This is a genomic window from Tolypothrix sp. PCC 7601 (assembly GCF_025677855.1).
Classification (GTDB): Bacteria; Cyanobacteriota; Cyanobacteriia; order Cyanobacteriales; family Nostocaceae; genus Aulosira; species Aulosira diplosiphon.
In genome coordinates, this window is record NZ_CP064879.1 from 6,551,741 (window position 1) to 6,570,177 (window position 18,437).

Genomic DNA, 18,437 nt, shown 5'->3' on the forward strand with positions numbered 1-18,437 from the left:
AATTTTGAATTTTGAATTGGAGCAAAGCGAATTAACTATTGTATGGTTATGCCATACCTACAACTACTTTTCTGTTGCCTAAAAAAGGTTGTCTTCCGTGGGCAGTGAGCATATTATCTAACATTAAAATATCTCCTGTTAACCAAGGAAATATTACTGTCTCTTGTTGGTAAGCACTGCGAATTTCATCTAATATTTCTGTCTCAATTGGTGAGCCATCACCGTAATAAGTATTGTGTGGTAAGTCTGCTTCGCTAAATTCTGCTAATAATGACTCACGGATTTTTATTTCTAAACTAGAAATGTGGAAAAATAAAGCATGATTAAACCAAACAGTCTCTCCTGTAACTGGATGTCTGGTTATTGCCGGACGACGAGAGTAAGTTCTGAGTTTATTCTCTCCTTTCCATGCAAATTTTATACTATTTTGGTGACAAAATTCTTCTACTTTTTCTGGATTGGTGGTTTGAAAAACAGTTTGCCAAGGTAAGCCAAAACCATCGCCAAAATTGCGGACGTACATGACTTGTTTTTGAGCAAACTTTTCGATAACTTGGGGAGAAATTCTCTGATAGATTTTGCGAATATCAGCGATGGGTGTTTCTCCGCCCTGTTGTGCTGGTGTGACACAGTAAAAGAAGATTTTTAAAGGCCAGTTAGCAGCATAGGAGTTTTCGCTGTGCAGCAGAATTTTTTGGTTAGCTGGATGGTCTGTAGATGTGTAGATTTTACCTTGAATAGCACTGCGAGGTGAAGAGCGATCGCGGTATTCTAGTAAATCCCCAGCAACTACTTGAATAAACTGCTCAAACGCTGCTACTTCTTTAACTTGAAAGTTGCGAAATAGAATACCACCATGCTTGAGTAAATATTTTTTAATCAATTCTTGATTGTTCGCAGCCCAAGCAACTAAATCTACTCCTGCAACAGTAGCTTTTATCAATAATGGTAGAGAATTTTCATCTATCAAGGGTGTAATCTGTACTAAATCCTTGACAGCTTGACGTTTGGTAATACCTAAACTTTTCAGGCTAGGTTTTGAAGCATTAGAGATAGTCATAATTGTAAAAAGTTTTTATCCTTTGCTAATTGCAGTTCGTTTGCTTAACTTCAGTTTTTGCAGACTGATAGTTTCTAATTGTTTTTCTTCTAGCAGTTTTTGCTGTTTATCTGATGCTGTAACAATAGCTGCTAAGTCTTGCAATGCAATATCTGGCTGATTAACTATAGTTTGCAGCAATAGTTCAAAATGATTAGCCATGCGGTTGATTGTCGCGGCATTAAACAAGTCTATTGGATACTCAAATGAACCTTGAAATCCGGCTGTACTTTCCCAAATGCTAAGTTTTAAATCAAATTTTGATGTACCGCTATCTATCTCTTGAGGTTGCCAGTTTAATTCAGAAATTTCAATCGATGGTATTGCTACATTTTGGAAGATAAACATTACCTGGAACAAAGGATTATAGCTGAGATGACGTTTTGGCTGTAACTCTTCTACCAGCTTTTCAAAAGGTACGTCTTGATGGGCATAGCCTTCTATAGCTACTTTTTTGACTCGCCCTAATAACTCTCTAAAAGTAGGATTACCACTCAGATTAGTACGCAGTACCAAAGTATTGATAAAGAAGCCAATTAATCCTTGTGTTTTGGGATGGTTACGCCCAGCAACAGGAGAACCGACAATGATGTCTTCTTGATTGGACAAAGAATAGAGTAATGTCTGGAAAGTTGCTAGGAGTATCATAAAGACGGTTACACCTTCTTTATGGCTCAAATCTTTCACTGCTGCACTCAGATTTTGAGGTAATGTCAGATTGTGCTTTTTACCTCTGAAGGTTTGAACAGAAGGCCGGGGTCTATCTGTGGGTAGTTGTAATAAAGGTGTGGTGTTGTTAAGTTGTTGCTTCCAATAATCAAGATGGGTTTTTAAAACCTCTTGTTGCAGCCATTGTTTTTGCCAGTAAGCAAAATCAGCATATTGAATTGGTAGTTCAGGGAGGGGAGAAGGTTTGCTTTCTTTTAAGGCTTGATAAACTGTTGCTAGTTCTTGGATGAGAACCCCAACTGACCAACCATCAGAAATAATATGATGCATGGTCAACACCAGCAAATGTTGATTGTCTGTGAGACACAACAGTTGAGCGCGTAGGAGTGGTGTTTGGGATAGGTCGAAGGGTTTTTGAGTTGACTCTAAAATTAACTGTTCTCTAGATGTGGCATCATCAAGGTGAGTACAATCAGCGATCGCAAGTTTCACTTCCAAACTAGGATGAATGATTTGCACTGGTTGTCCCGCTACAGATGTAAAGCTGGTGCGTAAGCTTTCGTGACGCTGGACAATTTCATTGAGACTTTGCTGGAGGATTGCAACGTTAAGAGTCCCATCGAGTTGGATGGCGATCGCTACATTGTAAAATGGGTTCCCTGGTTCTAATTGCTCTAAAAACCACAACCGTTCTTGCGCCAAACACAAGGGTAGTTGCGCTTCATGGGAAATAGGCAGGATTTCTAGTTGTTTTAGAGTGCTATCTTTCCCCTGGGCAAGAATTTGTTCTATTAGGGAATCAATACTAGCATCTTGTAAAAGGTCATTTACAGATATACTCACCCCAAAATCTACTTCAATTTGATTTTTGATATCAAAAGCTATCAAAGAATCAATTCCCAAACTTGTTAGAGGTTGTTGAGGTGGTAATTTTTGGACTGGAATTTTTAAGGCTTTGCCAATCAATTTTTGCAAGTATGAGGTTAGAGAACTCTGATCTTGTGCCGAGTTTATTGTTTCTAAATCTTCCCCACTATCAAGAATACTCTGATTTACTACTTGCAAACCATCAGCCAAAAACTCTGCCTTACAAGCGCGGCGTTGAATTTTACCACTGGAGGTTTTGGGAATAGTACCACCTTTAATTAAAACTACTGCATAAACTTGTACCTCATGTTCTTGAGCTACTGCCTGACGAATCGCAGTAGTCACTTCCTCTAGATTTGGTTTGGCGCGAAACTCCAACTCTTGCACTAATACCAAGCGTTCTTCATTGAAAGCGGCGGGAAACTTCGATCCGTGGGTGGAGAGGGATAGCCGCCCCGCCGCTTGGGGCATTGGGCATTGGGCATTGGTATGTTCTTTCCCATGCCCCATGCCCGATTCCCCATGCCCAAAAACTCCATCCCCTTGTGGATGGAGTTTTTCATTGTCTATGTCTACTGCAAAAGCAGCATTACTACCCAGACGCAATGAAGAATGACTACGTTCTGCGGTCAATTCTATATCTTGGGGGTAAAGGTTGCGTCCTCTGATGATAATTAAATCTTTAGCTCGTCCAGTAATGTAAACTTCGCCATTGTGCAGAAAACCTAAGTCTCCAGTCCGCAAGAATGGCCCCTCTTTGGTATCTTGCAAATAGGCGTGGAAAGTTTGCTCAGTTTCTTCTAAACGCTTCCAATAACCAAAACCAACACTAGGGCCAGATACCCAAATTTCTCCGACTTCATCAGCATTACAACGAGTTAAGGTTTCTGGGTTAGCAATAACAATTTCCTGTTGTGGTACAACTCGACCACAACTGACTAATGTAATTGAGTTACCTGTGTTTTCAATTGCATTAACAATTTCATTGCGCTCTAAAGCGCTTCTTTGCAGAGATAGGCTATTTACTAACGCAGATTTGATGCTACCAGATACCATCAAAGTGGCCTCTGCCATACCATAACAAGGATAAAAAGCTTCTGCACGGAACCCACATTCAGCAAAAGTGGCTGCGAACCTTTCTAAAGTCTCATGACGAATGGGTTCTGCACCATTAAAAGCCACATTCCAACTGCTTAAATCTAGGGTAGCGCGTTGTTCGGGGGTAATTTTTTCAATACAAAGTTCGTAAGCAAAATTAGGTGCGCCGCTTGTAGTTCCTCGATAATGAGAAATGGCCTGTAACCACCGATAAGGACGTTGGAGAAAAGCAGCTGATGGCATCATCAGACAAGGAAAACCACCATATAGAGGTTGCAGTACGCCGCCAATCAATCCCATATCATGGTAGACAGGCAGCCAAGTCACAAACATACTACTAGAGGTATGTTCCATATACTGGCGTGTCACCTCTGCATTGTGTAGCAGGTTCCCATGAGTCAGCATCACACCTTTGGGTATGCCAGTAGAGCCAGAAGTGTATTGTAAAAATGCCAGAGTATCTATATTAATAGGCGGCTGTTGCCAAGTTGCTTCTAACCCTGGTGTGAGATTGTCGGTAGTCAGCCAGTGAATATGATCTATAGCAAATTTATCAGCAAGCAAAGACTGCAACTGAGCCAGAATTGCTGTTGTTGTCAGGATAACTGCTGGTTGTGCATCTTTGATAATTGCCAAGATTCTGGGAGTATTGCGCTGATTGCGTGGCGGATAAGCTGGGACTGCTACTACTCCAGCATACAGACATCCAAAGAAAGCTGGTAAGTAATCTATTCCTGGTGGATAAAGTAGTAAAGCACGCTCTCCACTTAAACCAAGGGTTTGCAGTTGAGATGCGATCGCTCGACTATGAGAATCTAACTGTTGATAAGTTAGACTAACTGCTTGTGCTTCTCCATCGTGCAAAAAGGTAAATGCTGTCGTATCTGCTTGCTCAACAGACCGATAACGCAGCAGTTCTACTAACGTAGAAAAATTACAGACCATTGCTTCTAAATCTTGGACATATTGAGTCATTACACTTTCACAGCTTTGATGCACCAATAATTCGGTAATATCCAGCCCTAGTGACCTATTCCACAAATATGAGGGCGGTAAAGAACTGACTAAGCTAATGCGCGTCTAAATTGCATAAATATTAATCAAGGCTGTTAACTGTCAACGGTTGACCGTCAACAGCCCTCACGATGGATTGTGCAACTTAAAAGCAGCTTATCTGCTTAGAGTCTTGTTTGTGATTAAAACATTATTGCTAATTATTTGCAACTACTCTCAACAGAATAAAGGAACATGGACAAGATAGCAAGCAGATATTAATTAATAACTCTTCTCAGTATTTATTTAAGTGCTAATTTTTCAAAATCATCTGTCTAAAGATAGATGACTACATGTGCGTTAAGCAACCATGACTTACAGGTGATGATGTGATTGCCTTAAATAACTGAGAACTCAGGCGCGATCGCTACTCACTAGGAAAATTTCGCAAATCAGAAGTTTTGACAAATGCTTGCCCACGCAGAACCTTTATGATAATGTCTCCTAATAGTACTGAAGCTAAATGCAAATTATTGGCAGGTAGTTTTTAGTAATTTTAGATATAGCGCCAAATCTTATTGAAAAAATATCGCGTCCTTGATTTGAGACGCGAGGTTTTGCATCGGCTGTGAAAATGAGTATCAAGATGCCACTAGAGCATTTACTTAAAAGGCTATTAATTACAAGTTCAGTCCAAGGAGCAACAATAATGAAGTCTGGGTTCATAAGTGAGATACATTCGGTTGGATTAGCATTAGCGGTAATTAGCAGCTTGGTACAACCAGCTCATGCAGGAACACAGACAGCAAACCTATCTAACAGTGCCGTTCAACTACTGGTACAAAACAACAATAATTTAGCTACTAAAGTTACAGGCGTTAAAGTCACTTCTACAGATAAAGGTATCGAAGTAATTTTAGAAAGTGCCAATATAGAAGCACTCAAACCAGTTAGCAATAATCAAGGTAATAGCTTTATAGCAGATATCCCTAATGCAGTTCTAGCACTACCTACAGGTGGAAACTTTACTCAAAATAATCCTGCACCAGGGATTGTCTCTGTTAGCGTTACTCAAGCTGATAGCAATACATTGAGAGTCACGGTAGTCGGTGCAGCTGGTTTACCTAACGCAGAATTATTTGATGGTGACGAGGGTTTGATTTTTGCTGTCACACCAGTTGCATCTACTGCCCAAACACCGCAACCAACACCCACTCCCTCAGCATCTCCCACTGTGGCAGAAGTCACAGGAGTTCAACTCAATTCCACCAATAACGGTTTAGAAATCATCTTGGCAACGCCAGATGGGGAAAAATTGCAAGTAGCGCCTAAACCTGAAGGCAATACATATATTGCTGATGTTACCGCAGCTCAACTGCGCCTCTCTACAGACAACAGATTTCGCCAAGAAAAACCGATTGCGGGAGTCAGTGAAGTGACAGTCACTAACGTTGATAGCAACACTATCAGAGTGGCGGTAGTAGGAGTTGATACGATTCCGAAAGTGGAATTATTTGATAGCGATCGCGGTTTGATTTTTGGTATAGCCTCAACAGCATCAGTTACACAACAACCATCTCAAGAACCTCCTAGCCCAAGCGAACCCCAAGCACCGACAGCCCAAAGTGACGATCCCATTGAATTGGTGGTTACAGGGGAACAAGATTCAGGATATAACGCCCCTGATGCCAGCACTGCAACTAAAACAGATACACCTCTAATAGAGATTCCCCAAGCAATTCAGGTAATTCCGCGACAGGTAATTGAAGACCAAAAAGTACAACGGGCTGCGGATGTTTTGCGTAACGTTAGTGGTGTGACAGTCAAAACAGATTACGCTGGCACTGATACCTATACCATTCGCGGATTTGATACAAATGCCAACCTGAGAAATGGTTTTAGACAAGATAATTTCACAGGATTTACTGATACTGCCACTTTAGACAGGATAGAAGTTCTCAAAGGCCCTGCTTCGGTACTATATGGACAACTAGAGCCTGGAGGTATTGTTAATTACATTACTAAACAGCCACTGGAAGAACCTTATTACTCAGCAACATTTTCTGCGGGTAGCTATAGTTACTATCGACCAGAAATAGATATTTCTGGGCCACTCACCCCAGATAAAAATATTTTGTATCGCTTTGTGGCTGCTTACGAAAACTCTGGTGGCTTCCGAGATTTTGCGGATAAAGAGCTTTATACCTTTGCTCCCAGCTTAAGAGTGAAATTAAGCGATCGCACAACTTTCGATTTGCAATATGAATATGTTAATCTCAACCAATCCTATGATAGAGGCTTACCACCGATCGCCAGATCCTTTGATTTACCAATTAATTTTAACTTTGGCGAACCAACTGATAATTATGAACTGTTTGCCAATCGCATAAATGTGGCTTTAGATCATCGATTTAGTGAAAATTGGCGATTTCGCACTGCGGTTTCTGTACAAACAGTTGACACATCGCGTTCTAACTTTCAGCCACTTGATTTTGAAAATCCCTTTGCGGAAGATGGTCGGACTGTTGCTAGGAGATATAACAAAGTAGGAGATTACTCTAGAGAGTATTCCTGGCAAAATGATTTAATCGGAAAATTTAAGACCGGCTCAATTGGACATGAAGTGCTGTTGGGTTTTGAGTTAGGTAGAAGTGAGTTTGGCTATCCATTTTTAATCTCTAATGATGTGCCATCACTGGATATTTTAAATCCAGTATATGGCGCGGCAATTCCTACTACTTTTGACGAAGGCTTTCAAGATAGAACTAATACATATAGGGTAGGTCTTTACTTCCAAGACCAAATAGCCTTGCTACCTAATTTCAAAATGTTACTTGGTGGCAGACTGGATTTTGTTAATTTCAAAGATGAGTTCAATCCCGATCTGATTAATGGTGCAGAGACTGAAACTACAGAGCGTTATTATGAGAAATTTTCTCCACGCATCGGCTTAGTGTATCAACCTACTGAAAATCTCTCTCTTTATGCTAGTTACACCCGCGCTTTCAAACCAAATGAATTTGCTATAGCTGTTGGTGGCCGACCATTAGAACCGGAAACTGCTACACAATACGAAGTGGGAGTGAAAGGTGAGTTTTTCAATGGTAAGCTGACAGCAACCTTAGCAGCTTATGAGATTACAAAGAATAATGTCTCTACAACAGACGTGGACAATCCAGACTTTACAATTGCAGCTGGAGAAGTCAAAAGCCGTGGTTTTGAAATCGATATAGCTGGAGAGATTTTACCTGGTTGGAATGTCATCGCTTCTTATTCTCATAACGATGCTTATGTAACTGCGGATAATAGCTTAACAGTGGGTGACCGATTAGTAAATGCGCCGAGGAATAGTGCTAGTTTGTGGACAACCTACCAAATTCAAAATGGTAATTTGAAGGGTTTAGGTTTTGGTGGAGGATTATTTTTTGTGGGCGATCGCGAAGCGACTTTACCAAATTCGATTACAATTCCTTCCTTTGTGAGAACTGATGCTGCTATTTTCTATCGGCGCGACAATTATCAAATAGGTCTCAACTTCAAAAACTTATTTGATACTCGTTACTATGATTCGGCTGGCTTTTTACTTTCTCCAGGCGCACCATTTACAGTTGTGGGCACATTCTCTATCAAGTTTTAAATTCTCGATTAACAAAGAGGCATCTCGAATGAAATCGCGTAAATTACGATATATAGCCTTTATCCTACATCATTATATGGGTTGAACATGAGGACTATCAATAGCTTTTGTCGTTTTGACATTTTTTGAATTCAAAATGCAAAATTCGCGCATTCAAAATGAATAATAAAAATTATTTTGAATTTTGAATTGGAGCGAAGTGACTTGACCGAACAAGGCAAAAGTAAAAAGTGAGCCAGTCCGGTGGACGGGTTCCCCGGCATCAAGCAACTGGCGAACTCCGCAGGAGTGAAAAGGTAAAAGAAAGAAAAATAATCATGGTCACAAGCCCCTAAATTCATTTATGGAATAAAATAATATTTCCTTATTAAATCCCCTCTCTTACAAAGCTTTATTTATGAGGATTATCTTTTTACTTTTTACTTTTTACTTTTTACTTCTTAAAGTTAGCCTCTTGGTCTATCAGACAACATAAAATCGCTATAATGCTATGCAAAATTATCTTATCATCTGGCTTGGTCAGATGGTTTCTTTAATTGGCAGTAGTATGACTGCCTTTGCTTTTGCTATATGGGTTTGGGAACTAACACATCAAGCAACAGCATTAGCCTTATTTCAAGTCTTTGCACAAATACCACAAATTTTGATTACCCCTATTGCTGGTGTACTTGTCGATAGAATCAATCGCAAGTTGCTGATGATAGTTGGGGATACCGTAGGCGGTATAGTGACAATTACTGTTTTATTACTTTATGTAACAGATCATCTGCAATTATGGCATTTGTATATAACTTTTGCTGTGAAACGCACTTTTGAACAATTTCAAGAACTTGCCTACTCAGCATCAATATCTACAATAGTACCCAAACAGCAATATAGCAGGGCTAGTAGCTTAAGTTTTTTGGCAAGTAATGGTGCAATCATAATTGCTCCGGCTTTAGCTGGTGTTCTTTATGAAATTATTGGACTTGTGGGGATTTTAAGCATTGATATCATATCTTTCTTATTTGCGATCGCTACAGTCTTAGGCGTACATATTCCCCAACTTGCGATCGCACAATTCAATCAAAAAAAGTCTACACATATTATTGAGGATATGAGTTTTGGTTTTAAATACATCATCAAGCATCCTAGTTTGCTGACTTTACTAATATTGACGGCAATATTTTGGTTTATTTACGATGTTGGTGATTCTGTTTATAAACCAATGATTCTAGAACGCTCTGGTAATGACGCTAGTATTTTAGGTAGCTTATATGCCGCAGTGGGAGTTGGAGGTGTATTAGGTGTTTTGCTAATTAATATCTGGGGTGGCAGCAAAAGTCTAATTAAAGGCGTACTATTCGGTATGATCGGCACTGCATTAGGCAAAATTATACTTGGTTTAGGTCGTACACCTGTAATTTGGATTCCGGCTCAGTTATGCTCATCCTTTAATTATCCATTGCTTGGTAGCTACGTTGATGCTATCTGGCTAGCTAAAGTACAACCGCAATTGCAAGGACGTGTTTTTGCTACCCAATCAATGATACTGTTGCTCACTTCCGCGATCGCTAACTTAGCTGGAGGAACAGTTGCAGATCGAATTTTTGAGCCTGCGATGATGCCGGGAGGTAGTTTTGCACCCTTGTTTGGCAGTATATTTGGCACCGAAAAGGGTGCAGGTATGGCACTCATGTATGTCATATCGTCACTAGGCTTGTTGCTAGTAGGTATAAGCGGCTATGTAATTCGTAGAATACGTGAAATAGAGACAATCTTACCTGATTATGAAGATGTTACTTAATGGTTGATTCGTTCTGAATTACTCATAAGGGTTGCTTTACCGAAAGCCGCAGCAGCAAATGCAAAACCATCTAAATCCCAGACTGTACACGCCACAGGCTCGCATAAACTCCATCAAGGGCGATTAATTCTTTATGTGTACCCTGCTCGACAATTTGACCATGCTCCATCACATATATGCAATGACTGTGACGAATTGTCGAAAGTCGGTGCGCGATCGCGATCGTTGTCCGATTGACTGTAATCTTTTCTAAAGAACGCTGAATTGCTGCTTCCGTTTCATTATCTACCGCAGATGTTGCCTCATCTAAAATCAAAATTGGCGGATTTTTCAAAACTGCTCTAGCTATAGCAATACGTTGGCGTTGTCCTCCTGATAACTTTTGACCTCGTTCCCCAACAATGGTTTCATAACCTTGGGGAAGCCGTATAATAAAATCTTGAGCTTCAGCTACTTTTGCCGCATGAATAATGGCTTCTTCTGTTGCATCAAACGTACCGTAGGCAATATTTTCTGCCACTGTACCATGAAATAAGAACACATCTTGACTAACTAAGCCAATGCTGCGACGCAAATCGAATAAATTCAACTTTTGAATATCAATGCCGTCAATCGTAATTGCACCACTCGAAACATCATAAAAACGCAATAATAATTTCACTAAAGTGCTTTTACCTGAACCTGTAGAACCAACAACAGCAATAGTTTTTCCCGCAGGGATATGTAAGGATAAATCCTTAATTATTGCATCTCTATTTCGATAAGCAAAAGTAATTTTTTTAAAATCTACTTCACCCCGCACATTTTCAACAATTAAAGGCAAATCTCCCGTAGTAATTTCAATGGGAGTATCTAATAAATCCATAACGCGCCTAGTAGAAGCCATCGCCCGTTGATAGTGATCAAAAGTTTCTCCTAAAAAGACTAATGGCCATAATAATCTTTGTACAAGAACCAATAAAACACTATAATTACCTATAGATATTTTTCCTGAATATGCAGCCATACCTCCTAGGAATAATAAAGCAGTAAACCCAGCTAAAACCAACATTCTAATTAAGGGAACAAAGGCCGCAGAAAGTTTAATTGCTTTGGTATTACTTTTTCTATAGGCTTCACTTTCTTCCGCTAGTCTGGCATTTTCATAATTTTCTGCTGTGAAACTTTTAATTGTGGTAATTCCACTAATATTATTAGCCAGCCTTGAGTTGAGAAAACCAACTTTTTCTCTAACATCAGCATAACGAGGTTCGAGACGTTTTTGATAGATAAATGAACCCCAAAGAATAAAAGGCATAGGTAACATTGCTGTCAAAGTGATGTTGAGTGGTAAAATGAAAAATGCACCAGCAATTAAAATTATTAATGAAGTTGTTACTTGAATAATTTCATTTGCTCCACCATTTAAAAAGTCTTCGAGTTGGTTGATATCATCGCTGAGAATCGACATCAAACCGCCTGTACTACTGTCTTCAAAATAAGCTGATTCTAATTGTTGTAAATGATTGTAGGCATCTAAGCGTAAATTATGCTGGATATTTTGAGCAACATTACGCCAAAGTCTGTCATAGGCATATTGAGAAAGTGATTCAAAGACCCAAATAATAATGGTAATTAATGAAAGTAGAGCAAATTGCCATACGACTTCTTTAATACCAAATTTAGCGATCACAGAATCTTGTTGTTGGACTAATATATCTACCGCAATCCCAACTAACCAAGGTGGTGCTATATCTAAAATAGTATTAATTACAGAATAGGTAGAAGCTTGATAAATTTGTCCGCGATATTTTTGTCCATAGTTAAGTAAGCGTTGGAGTGGGGAGGGTTTATTTAGTCTGGGAAGAACTGTTGCTGTCATTGTCAGATGTCAAATTTATGACTTGATATTTTCTAGTTAGCAATTGCCATTGCAGTTTCATCAAAATATATCAAGTGTACTATTTTTTGATATGTGAACTCTAGCCGAAAACGGCAAAATTCTATCCCAAAAACGTAATTTATCATTAATTATGTCAATATATATACAATAGTGTTAGGGCTTACGCAAGCAAAATTTGTCATTGCGACCGGAACGTAGTGTAAGAAAGCAATCCCATAATTTTAGGCGATTATGTCCCTACGCTCGTAATGAGGTAATTCCGTGACTTTTGCGTAAGTCCTAAGTATGTTTAAGCCTGATTTAAGGTGTGTGAATTAGGTATTTAAATAAGTCATCAATAACTGCATCAGTTCCTAACATATTTGATGCAGCCCATGACATAAAATCAACATAATAAACCTGATTATCTCGCACAGCTTTAAGATTTTTCCAAAGTGGCTCTTGTTGTTTATTTTTCAAAAATTCATTGCCACTTTTAGAAAAAGTTGTCACGAATAAAATATCACCATCTGCTTTTTTTAATTCCTCTAGGGAAATAGGGAAAGCTCCATAGGGAGCATCAACATTTTGTGAGGCTGGACGTTGTAAATGAGCATCGCTAATAATTGAGCCAGCATAAGAGTTTTTGGCATCAATGTTTATTTGGTTGCGTCCGATATATATAAAAGATATTTTTTTGTTTTGATAGCGATCTCCTAATGCTTGTTGTAGCTGTTCCATGCGCTGATGATAGTGTTGCCAAAGTGCTTTTTCAGTTTTTTGTTTGCCTAATACTTCAGCGACAAAACTCAGATGTTTTTGCCAGTTTGCATAATCACTTTTATCCAACACTGTAGGAGCAATTTGGGATAATAAAGGATAAATTGGCTTGAACCAATCCAAACCAATAATTACATCAGGTTTGAGTAATAATGTTGCTTCTAAATTGGGTCGAGAAATTCCCAGGAGTTTTATTCCATCTGTTTTTTTCTGAAGGTATGTCAAAGAGTTGTTGTCTATCTGGACTTCGTTAGTTGCACCAATGGGTTTAACACCAAGTGCTAGTGTATTACCTAAAGTAGATAAAGATAAAGTAACCACACGCTGGGGGTTAATAGGTACACAAGTTTCCCCCATTGTATGTTTAACCATGCGACATTCTGCTGTTGGTTGTTTAGGTAAAGAGGATATATTTTGAAATGTATGATGATTGCAAGCTGTAAGCAGAGTAAATCCCAAGATGCCTAATATTAACCAACCCAAAAAATATCGCATGATTGATTTAATTATTAAAATTGCCAGGAAACTGTTCCTTGAATCGTCAAAGGCTGCCCGTAGTTAACGCGAGTAGAATTCACTGCATATTCAAAATATTCTACGTCAAATAGATTTTTAAAATTAAGTGCAACTCTAAATTTATCTCGGTTATAGTAAATTGCTGCATCAGTGCGAAGATAGCTAGGAACATCGTAAGTATTGGCTAAATCTCCAGCGCGATCGCCTACAAAAAACAAGCCTAAACCAAAGCCTAAACCTTGTAAATTACCTTGTTGAATTTGATAGGTTGTCCATAAATTGAAAGAATGATATGGCGTATTTGGCAATTGGTTTCCTGGCTGAAAAGTATTATCTTCAGTAATCCGTGCATCAGTATAAGCATAGCCTGCAATAATATTCCATCCTGGCAAAATTTCCCCTGTCAGACTCAGTTCCATACCTTGGCTATTTTGTTCACCAGTTTGGATTTGAAAACCTGGATTATTGGGGTCTGCTGTTAAAACATTACTCCGAGTTAGGTCATAGAATGCTAATGTTGCCGAAAGGCGATCGCTAAAATCTGCCTTTACCCCAGCCTCATACTGTCTCCCTCTTTCCGGTTCAAAGGAATTACTCAAAGCATCACCAGGTGAAATTAATCCGTTGGCGGGAGCAAATGAACTAACGTAACTAGCATAAAGTGAAATCGCTGGTATGGGTTGATAGACAATTCCCAAACGAGGGCTAAATGCACTATCTGACTTACTACTTGCTAATTGAAAAGTAAAATCTTCTGCCTTCTGATCAAAAGTATCAAACCGTATACCTAATAGCACCTTTAAATTATTTGTCAGAGCAATCTGATCTTGTAAATAAATTCCTAATGAGTTGGTGGTAGTTGCATCGCTAAATTCATCCCCAAGCTGAGGGCGTGGCTGACCGTAAACAGGATTAAAAATATCAATTGGCGCACCTGCTGCACCTCTAAATTTTGGTGTTCTGTTTTCAAAACGATGCACATCAACTCCAAATAATAGTTGATGTTCAATTGCACCAGTAGAAAACTTGCCAACAGTATTTGTAGTGAAAGTATAAGCTGTACTTGCAAAGTCAAATTCTCGGTAAAAACGATTTAGAGTGCGATTATCTGCATCTAAGCCAGAGGGAAGGTGTATTCTATCGTAATAATCACGATAGTTATACACAAAAGCATTGCGTAATGACCAACTGTCATTAAATTTGTGTTCTAGTTGATAGCCTATTCTTGTAACTGTCTGTTCAATGATATCGGAAGGTTCAGCCAAGTTACGATTACGGGGTATTTTGCCGTTAGGGTTAGGAAATATCGTCCCTATTGTTGGTACACCAGGTAATCGGAAAAAATCTTTTGCATTAATGTAATCCCCTTCTATGGTTAAGTTAGTATTTTTGCTAATTGCGACACTAATCACGGGTGAAATATTGAAGTTTTCACTTGTATAGGAATCGACAAAACTACCTGAGTTTCTGTAGGCTGTATTCAGACGATACAAGACTGTTTTCGAGTCATTCAATGGCCCAGATAAATCAATCGCACCCCGGTAGTAGCTATCACTACCAAAAGTTGCATCAACACCATAAAAAGGTTCATTCAAGGGACGCTTAGTGACTAAATTGATACTTCCCCCAGGATTACCTAAACCAAATAGCACTGATCCTGGCCCTTTGAGAACTTCGACTTGTTCTACACTAGCAAGTTCAACTAATTCTCCAGCACCGGGATCGGGTAGTCCATTTCTGAGGAAGTTATTACCTGTGTTTTCAAATCCCCGAATCCTGTAAAAGATAGACTGACCAGGGCCAAAATCCTGAGTCACACCAGGAATATTTCTCAAAGCATCATCTAAACGAGTTATTTGCTGGTCGCGCAATACCTGTTGCGGTACTACTTGAATTGATTGGGGAATATCTCTTAAAGGTGTATCGGTTCTTGTCCCAGTTGAGGTATTCGGTACACGATATCCATCTTGTTCTCCTGTCACCACCAACTCAATCGGCTCATCTTGCTGTGCTGCTGGCTGTTCTGGTTGTTCCTCAACGGGTGGCGTTTGTGGTGGTTGAGTCGCTGTTGTTGTAGATGCTACGGCAAAAATTAACCCTGCATTATCATCAAATAATTCCACTGTGGGTAAAGTTTTTTCACCTACTACAGTTACCCGCACAGTATTAGCATCAATATTCGTAACTGTTATCTCAGTAATTCCCGCAAGTGGTTTTTCGGAACGGAATGTGAAAGCGTCACCGTTAGGTAGCCGCAACTGTCCGCCAGTGATATCGGTAATAAAGTTATTACCTGTACTGCGATTGGTGACTTGCAGTTGTTCCCCTTGGGTTGTCTCTAAAATTACCTCCACACCTTTATCGGTGGGATTGGCTTTTACTCCTGTAATGGCGATAACTTCTGGTGTGGGTGCTTGCGCTAAAGAAGAGGCGATATATCCGGTTTTGAGATTATTGCTGGTATTGCGCTCGATGTTTTTGGGTTGCTGTTGCGAATCTGGTTGTGCGATCGCAAAGCGTTCCGCAGGAATCGCACTATTCACCATTACTACCCAAACCGAACCAGAAACAAACAATATATGTAGTAATTTTTGCAGCTTCATTGATGACTCCCACACCTTTTATTGTCCTTGAGACCTCTGCTTTGAGTGAGCAACGGTCAATTTATAGAGAAAATCTGTCAACTAGGATCTGTACTGAGCTTAGTATTTTCTCAGGGTGTGAGTCTATCTAAAAATGACGACTAATTATCCCAAAAAGGAGGTTTATCTAAAAATCTTATTACACTTTCCCCTTTAGACAATCACGGGGACTAATACCGAACTTACGTTTAAAGGCTGCTGAAAATTGCCCTAAGTGGGAATAGCCTACAGTATTTGCCACATCTGCCACACGCATATTACCCTCATACAGCAAGAGTCGCGCTTGTTCCATCCGATATTGATGTAAATATTGAAAAGCACTTTGACCAAATACTTTCTGAAAACCCTGTTTTAATTGATAGAGACTCAGTCCAACATTTTCTGCTAATTCAATTAAAGAAGGTGGATTTTCTACACGACTTTCTAAAATTTCTTTAGCTTGATAAATTTGCTCAATTACTGTTCGTTTTGATTGATACTTATGACATGGATTAATTGCTCCCGTCATATCCTGTTGTAACCGCAAAGCCATTAATTCTAAAACTTTTGCTTGCAAATAAACCTGTTTGACCATACCTTGAAAGGGACATTGCCAAATTTGCTGCAACGCAACCTGCATTTGGGCGGTAATTGCTCGCGTACTTACAGAATACTCTTCATCTGGTTGTCGAAACAAGTGTTTTAACTGTGGTGGAATTGCATCATCTTGAATCCCGAATAATTGTGTCAATAATTTCGCTTCGATGTGGATATCAATTTCTTGATTTATTTCTGAGAAACTATATGACATCTTGGGAGACATTCCACAACCGCACAAAGCAGTTTCGCCTGTTTTTAATGAAGCATATTCAATGTTACTAATAGTCTGACCCTGAAGTTTAAAACAAAACTGTAAAGGATGTTCGTGTGCTGGGGAAATTTCAGTGAGATTGGTGTTGTGATTTTGGTAATCTCGAATTGTCAGGGAAAATCCTCGACTTAGTTCAACTTCTTGAATATAACCCCGACCTAATTCTGGGGGATATTTGATAACTTCTTCTAAAAAATCTAGGTTGCGATCGCAATTCGTACTTTCTTCAGCAGTGACTAACAAATTTGAGCAATCAGATTCTAATATCTGCAAACTTTGATTTTTCATAGGAATGCAGCAAAACTAAAGCCGATTAATGTTTTGCCTAACAAATAAGAATGAATTGCAATAAGTATACAGGATTTGTTCTCAATTCTCAATGACCATACGTGTCTATGAGCGTGTTAGCGTAAAGCCTTCGGCAACCCCTACGGGAAACGGGAACGACTTCGTCGAAATTGAATCCCTTTCTTTGGAACAGTTGGAAAATTTGGGAGAGGCTTTGCTTGATTTTACGAGTATGGCTGATTTAGATGCTTGGTTGTCAGGGTTGGGCGATCATGCTTAAAGCAATAAACAGTTAATTATGATTACCTGTTTTAGCCAAGGGTAATAGTTGTTCTTGTAAAGATTTAAGCGTAATCTGTGTACCACTAGGTGAAGGTAAACCTAGACAAATATAAGTAGGAATAAAGTAGACTCGGTTTTTTATACTTGCAGTTAATGACTGAGCGAGAGAGTTGGTATTCCAAGATTTTTGCACAGATTGCAATTGAATTTTAGCAAAACTATTTGTATTTTCTATTTTGCTTAACTCAACTATGTTATGTCCTTGGACAATGATTAAATCGGCATCAAGTTGAGGTAATATTTCTACCGAAATTGGTTGAGTAATATTTGTTGGTTTACTTTGGGAAACAGTAGCCAGTTTAAATCCAATATCCTCTAATAAAGCACCACAAAAATCTAGAGAAGTGACCAGATTGATTGAGGCGTTGAGTTGTTCTGAGGACACCATGAGAACTTTTGGATAGGCTTTAACAACAGGTGCTAATACTTGACGGGTTGCTTCTATTTGCTGATGATGGGCTGCTATGATTTTTTTAGCTTGATGAGTGCGTCCTAATACTTGAGCGATCGCCTGTAGAGCATCTTGCCATTTATCCCTGCCAACATATTCAAATAGCAGTGTGGGCGCAATTTGGGATAATTGACTATATTGTTGTTGATTTCCCCGAATATCCCCCAAAATCAAATCTGGCTTGAGTCTGATGATCGTTTCTAGGGATGGATTGCTACTCATTCCCAGATTAGCAATTGGCTGGGTGATGCGATCGCCTAAATAGGGAATCTGCTGGCTAGGCTGATCAAAATCACCACGACGATTGCTAAATATTTCCGCATAGCCAATCGGCTGCACACCCAATGAGAGTACAATATCTAACATCTTGGAATTGAGAACCACAATCCGTTGCGGTTGTCCACAAATCTGCGTTTCTCCTCCCAGATGTCGCACTGTTTGACAATCACCTGTGAATGTGCAATGAGAAGATGAGATGTCAGACGCTTGGCGATGACAACCTAAAACTGAGACAAACATCAAACAACTTAACAACAATAATCGCACAATTACCCTCAT

9 protein-coding genes and 1 pseudogene are annotated in these 18,437 nt (G+C 39.3%); 3 read left to right on the top strand and 7 right to left on the bottom strand.

What is annotated here, in order from left to right:
- Positions 1-46: 46 nt before the first annotated feature.
- Positions 47-1,060 (bottom strand): TauD/TfdA family dioxygenase, encoded by a 1,014-nt coding sequence (locus HG267_RS26415; RefSeq protein ID WP_045872215.1) that lies wholly within the window; start codon positions 1,058-1,060, stop codon positions 47-49.
- 15 nt (positions 1,061-1,075) lie between these two features.
- On the bottom strand, positions 1,076-4,708 hold the full coding sequence (locus tag HG267_RS41995; protein ID WP_045872216.1) for a condensation domain-containing protein: 3,633 nt from the start codon (positions 4,706-4,708) through the stop codon (positions 1,076-1,078).
- Positions 4,709-5,435: 727 nt separating this feature from the next.
- On the opposite strand from HG267_RS41995, the gene HG267_RS26430 reads away from it, so the two are divergent.
- Both HG267_RS26430 and HG267_RS26435 read left to right on the top strand, forming a co-directional pair.
- Positions 5,436-8,363, top strand: a complete 2,928-nt coding sequence (locus tag HG267_RS26430) for a TonB-dependent siderophore receptor (protein ID WP_052335298.1) — start codon at positions 5,436-5,438, stop codon at positions 8,361-8,363.
- Between the two features lie 490 nt (positions 8,364-8,853).
- A complete protein-coding gene (locus HG267_RS26435; RefSeq protein WP_045872218.1) occupies positions 8,854-10,149 on the top strand; it encodes an MFS transporter in 1,296 nt (431 codons plus the stop codon).
- 70 nt (positions 10,150-10,219) lie between these two features.
- On the opposite strand, the gene HG267_RS26440 is transcribed toward HG267_RS26435, so the two are convergent.
- The 4 genes from HG267_RS26440 to HG267_RS26455 form a co-directional block, all read right to left on the bottom strand.
- On the bottom strand, positions 10,220-12,010 hold the full coding sequence (locus HG267_RS26440; RefSeq protein WP_045872219.1) for an ABC transporter ATP-binding protein: 1,791 nt from the start codon (positions 12,008-12,010) through the stop codon (positions 10,220-10,222).
- A gap of 321 nt (positions 12,011-12,331) precedes the next feature.
- Positions 12,332-13,162 (bottom strand): iron-siderophore ABC transporter substrate-binding protein, encoded by an 831-nt coding sequence (locus HG267_RS26445; protein WP_263419978.1) that lies wholly within the window; start codon positions 13,160-13,162, stop codon positions 12,332-12,334.
- Positions 13,163-13,299: 137 nt separating this feature from the next.
- Positions 13,300-15,909, bottom strand: a complete 2,610-nt coding sequence (locus tag HG267_RS26450) for a TonB-dependent receptor (RefSeq protein ID WP_045872220.1) — start codon at positions 15,907-15,909, stop codon at positions 13,300-13,302.
- A 178-nt stretch (positions 15,910-16,087) separates the two neighbouring features.
- Positions 16,088-17,086, bottom strand: coding sequence for a helix-turn-helix domain-containing protein (locus HG267_RS26455; RefSeq protein WP_045872221.1), 999 nt, complete (start codon positions 17,084-17,086; stop codon positions 16,088-16,090).
- 169 nt (positions 17,087-17,255) lie between these two features.
- On the opposite strand from HG267_RS26455, the pseudogene HG267_RS26460 reads away from it, so the two are divergent.
- Positions 17,256-17,366: pseudogene (locus HG267_RS26460) on the top strand (DUF4351 domain-containing protein); the annotation flags it as partial.
- A 12-nt stretch (positions 17,367-17,378) separates the two neighbouring features.
- On the opposite strand, the gene HG267_RS26465 reads toward HG267_RS26460, so the two are convergent.
- Positions 17,379-18,437, bottom strand: coding sequence for an ABC transporter substrate-binding protein (locus tag HG267_RS26465; protein WP_045872223.1), 1,059 nt, complete (start codon positions 18,435-18,437; stop codon positions 17,379-17,381).